The organism is Acidisphaera sp. L21 (genome assembly GCF_009765685.1).
Taxonomy (GTDB): Bacteria; Pseudomonadota; Alphaproteobacteria; order Acetobacterales; family Acetobacteraceae; genus LMUY01.
In genome coordinates, this window is the sequence record NZ_LMUY01000015.1 from 360,179 (window position 1) to 364,194 (window position 4,016).

General features: G+C 62.2%; 4 protein-coding genes and 1 pseudogene. 2 read left to right on the top strand and 3 right to left on the bottom strand.

Annotated features, from left to right (window positions below; genetic code table 11):
• The coding region (locus GSQ76_RS04760; protein WP_216850897.1) for a Hint domain-containing protein at positions 1-1,644 on the top strand (1,644 nt) is incomplete at its 5' end.
• 30 nt (positions 1,645-1,674) lie between these two features.
• Here GSQ76_RS04760 and GSQ76_RS31645 read toward each other — a convergent pair.
• From GSQ76_RS31645 to GSQ76_RS04775, 3 genes and pseudogenes are all read right to left on the bottom strand, one after another.
• A pseudogene (locus GSQ76_RS31645) lies at positions 1,675-2,093 on the bottom strand (transposase).
• Positions 2,094-2,116: 23 nt separating this feature from the next.
• Positions 2,117-2,545 (bottom strand): hypothetical protein, encoded by a 429-nt coding sequence (locus GSQ76_RS31650; protein ID WP_254070244.1) that lies wholly within the window; start codon positions 2,543-2,545, stop codon positions 2,117-2,119.
• A 262-nt stretch (positions 2,546-2,807) separates the two neighbouring features.
• The gene (locus GSQ76_RS04775) at positions 2,808-3,182 is read right to left on the bottom strand and encodes a hypothetical protein (RefSeq protein ID WP_158742744.1); all 375 of its coding nucleotides are present in this window, start codon (positions 3,180-3,182) and stop codon (positions 2,808-2,810) included.
• Between the two features lie 127 nt (positions 3,183-3,309).
• Between GSQ76_RS04775 and GSQ76_RS04780 the strand changes: the two genes are divergently transcribed.
• A partial coding sequence (locus GSQ76_RS04780; RefSeq protein ID WP_216850898.1) for an ISL3 family transposase occupies positions 3,310-4,016 on the top strand: 707 nt, incomplete at its 3' end.

A 4,016-nucleotide genomic window follows, 5' to 3' on the forward strand; every position in this document is an offset into this window, starting at 1 on the left:
CTCTCCGGCGGCTCAACGGGGCCGACCCTCGTCCTCGGCGAGCAGGATGTCTATTTGGGCGGCACAGCCAGCAATTCGACAGTGTTTGGGCAGGTCGTGGTGTCGGCAGGCGGCCGCGCTAACGGCGCGACTTTGTCGGGTGGTGAACTGGATGCGAATCAAATCTTCATCAGTGGCACGGTCGTCGATTCTGGTGGCCTGCTGATAACGACGGGGAGTACAGACAGCGCGACAACGATCAATTCTGCGGGCCGCGAAATTGCCGACGGAGGGCTGACGGCACGGGCAGTTGTCAACAATGGCGGAACCCTCGCGCTCGTGTCTGAAACGACGAGCGCCACCGGCAACGACATCGTGGTCAAAAACGGCGGCACACTTTCCGTGGATGGTGGTTCGGTCGTCAGCGGGACCAGTTTCGAAGGTGGCAGCGTCTTTGACCTCACCGATCTTGCTTTCATGAGCGGCGGATCAGCGTCCATCGATCAACATGATCTATTGACGGTGACCGAAGGCGCCGAGGTTTATCACCAGCAGCTTGCGAGCACCGCGAGCGGTGGCACCATCGGCGTCGTGTCAGACGGTTCCGGCGGGACGAAGCTAACCTTCGACGCGGTTGCTTGCTACTGCCCCGGCACGCTGATCCTGACCGATCGAGGCGAGATGCCCATCGAGACTCTGCGGGTGGGCGATTATGTCGTGACGATGGACGGAGACGAACAACGGATCATCTGGATGGGGTATCGCCGCATCGATTGCCGGGTTCATCCCAGAGCGCGAACAGTCTGGCCGGTGCGGGTGGAAGCCGGCGCATTTGGCCGCGGCCTGCCACACCACGACTTATGGCTCAGCCCCGGCCATGGCGTGCTGGTCGAAGGGACAATGCTGCCGATCGAGCGCCTCATCAACGGCGCCACCATCACCGCGGTGCCGGTGGACAGCGTCACATATTGGCACGTTGAGTTGGCACAGCACACCGTGATCCTGGCCAACGGGGCGCCGGCGGAAAGCTATCTCGACACCGGCAATCGGAATGCATTCGAGAACGGCGGCGGTGCATTGGAACTGCATCCGGATTTCTCCTCGATCAAGCGCGCAGACGTACGTAAATCCTTCCCCACATCGAGGCTGGCCGTGATGGCCGCACGAGATAAGATCCTGGGAGTTGCGGAACGTCTGGGTTACACGCTGACGGCGGATGTGGACGTGCAGGTCGTGGTAGATGGCGTCACGATATCGCCGTGCCAGGTCGGCGGCGACCGCTACACCTTCGACCTGCCTGCAATTTATAGCGAAGCCTGGCTGGCTTCCCCGCATTTTGTGCCGATGCAAGTGCGGCCTAAGATGACGGATCTGCGTCGGTTGGGCGTGCGGCTGTCCGGTATGTGGCTGGACGGCAAGGCGGTGCCGCTTGCGGACTTGTCCGACGACGGCTGGTACAAGCCCGAAACCGCACGCGGAAAGATCCAGAAGGAGGCGCGCTGGACCAACGGGCTAGGTCGTCTTCCGGCGGGTGCGCGGCAAGTCATTATCGAGCTGATCCCCGAATTACGGGCCTGGGTGCGCCGGGAGGCCGGTGCAGGCAACAAAACTGGAATGTCGGGAGATCTTCGGATTTCGACATACCCTGTTGTCGGGGTTGGCTAAGCGTGCATGGCCAGCTAGAGGGGAATTCCATCAATCTGGTTCGTAACCGGCTGCGGTAAAATAGGTGGCGCAGTCCTGTGGCGCGAACTGTGGCAGGGCATCGCGGATCACGTTCCATGAGTTTTCGATGGAACGAGCGGCGGCCTTGCGTAGGATCGCCTTGAGTTTGAAAAAGGCGTTCTCAATTAGGGTGAAGTGGGGTGAGTAGGGCGGCAGATAGCGCAGCGCTGCTCCGGCCGCCTCCATGCCCGGCGCACGTCCGCGCCCTTGTGGGCGGGCAGATTGTCCATGACGGTGTCGCCACGGTGCAGCGTGGGCACCAGCACTTGCTCGATGTAGGCTTGGAAGGCGACGCGGTTCATCGGCCCATCGAGCACCCTAGGCGCGGTCATGCCGTCCACGCGAAACGCTCCTGTAAAGCTCGTCGTTATACAGTGTCCGTGCGGCACGGCGGCGCGGCAACGCTCTCCTCTCAGGGCGCGACCGCGTAGGTGGCAATGGCGGGGTTTGGGTCGTCCATAGATTTCGAGACAGTTACCCTGCCGATCATAGTATTCAATCGGCCGCGGACGGCCTCCAGTGTCTCTTCGAAGGTCGGCACCAGTAGCAGTGGACCAAGGATTTCTTCGTCTGAAAGCGACTGGTAGTAATGCTGGTACCTGCTGCGGCCGAACCAGTGGTGGTCGTCGAGCCCCACCGGTCGTGGTGGAAGAGGGATGCGGGTTGTCGCCTTCCCGGCGGTTTCCCTTGCCCAATAGCCACGCGGCGGCACGGGGACATGCATCTGGTGGAAGTGTTTGGCGAGACCGACGTCTGATATGCCGAAGGTCTGGGCCAAAGTTCGCATTGGTTGGGACCAGGCAAGGTCATACATCTCCTGGCGGTTCAGTCGCTTCGCCATGGGCCCTCATTGCGGATTTCCCTTTATAATGGAGTTGGCTAGCTATCCGGCAGGGTGGTTTGCACTGCGGTCGTCCTAGGACGACCGGTGCTTGGCGTCGCATGCGCTCGCCGGACATCCGTATGGGTCTGTTGCTGCCAGCCAGTTCTGGGCAGCCCAGGTGTCTCTTCTCACGTCGGCTCCGCCGTTTGGCCGACCGTCTGTCAGCGCGCATGCCTCCTTCCTGGACGAACTCACCCTGTCCGCCGGGCTTTCACGCCCGTCAGTCAGCGTGAAGCTTTCGGATCTCGATCAAGGCCAACTCAATGGCGGAAACGACTTGATCTAGTTCCAGGCTGACGACGATCCCCTGCTTGCCCGCCATCGCGAGGAAACCTACGAGCATCGCATCCGAGTGGATTACTAGCCGAAGCAGGTTCTCGCCGTTCGGACCGTTCTTGCCATCGAACCAGTTCTTGACGGCGCGCTCGTTCGCTCCAAGCGCCGCGGCTACTATCTTCACCGCGGAGTGCCTGCCTCCATAGGCGCGCTTCAACAGCGAGGACATCTCGCTGGTAAAGGTGGGCGCGTCGCCTCCCGGTGGAAAAACTTCTCCATTTCCAGACCGAACTTTTCGGCCCTTCTGCGTCAAGGACATTCCGTCGTTCCCTTCTTACGTTGCGGGACCGTCGCTACGGTGTGCGTAGGCATGGAATAGGGGCTCTGACTCAATCTCGATGCAATGCGGGTAGGCTCGCGTAGGCACGATTCGAGGAGAGCTCCGCATGCGAGGCACGTCATTCCAGGCGGTGTCGCCTGCGGGTTTAGTGATTGATGCCATTACGACCGAGGCCGACCGGCTGCTAGTTATTGCCCGTCCCGTCACTCTGGACGCTGCTTGTCCCGAGTGCGGTAAGAAATCGGGGCAGGTTCATAGTCGCTACGATCGTCGCTTGATGGATCTTCCTTCCCACGGCCGAGCCGTGCACCTGCGGGTCCAGGTGCGCCGGTTTCGGTGCAGCAACGCTGGCTGCCCGCGGATGATCTTCGGCGAGCGACTGGCCGACACGGTGGCGCCACGAGCAGCCCGGCGCACGTCGCGACTCGAGGGCATTGTCCACCACCTCGGCATCGCTCTGGGAGGCCGTCCTGCTGCCACGCTGGCCCGCCGCCTCATGCTGCCCGTGAGCCGGGACACGTTGCTGCGGGTCGTCCGACGTCGCGCGTCGCCGATCGGCGCTGGCCCTGTCACGGTCATCGGCATCGACGACTTCGCCTGGAAGCGTGGTCAACGCTACGGTACGCTGCTGTGCGATTTAGAGCTGCGTCGGATAGTCGATCTGCTGCCAGACCGCGAGCCAGCCACGATCGAAGCTTGGCTGACAGCCCACCCCGAGATCACCATCGTCTCGCGCGACCGCGGCGGCGGATATGCCCAGGCCGCGACCAACGCCGCGCCACAGGCCGTGCAAGTCGCCGACCGCTGGCACCT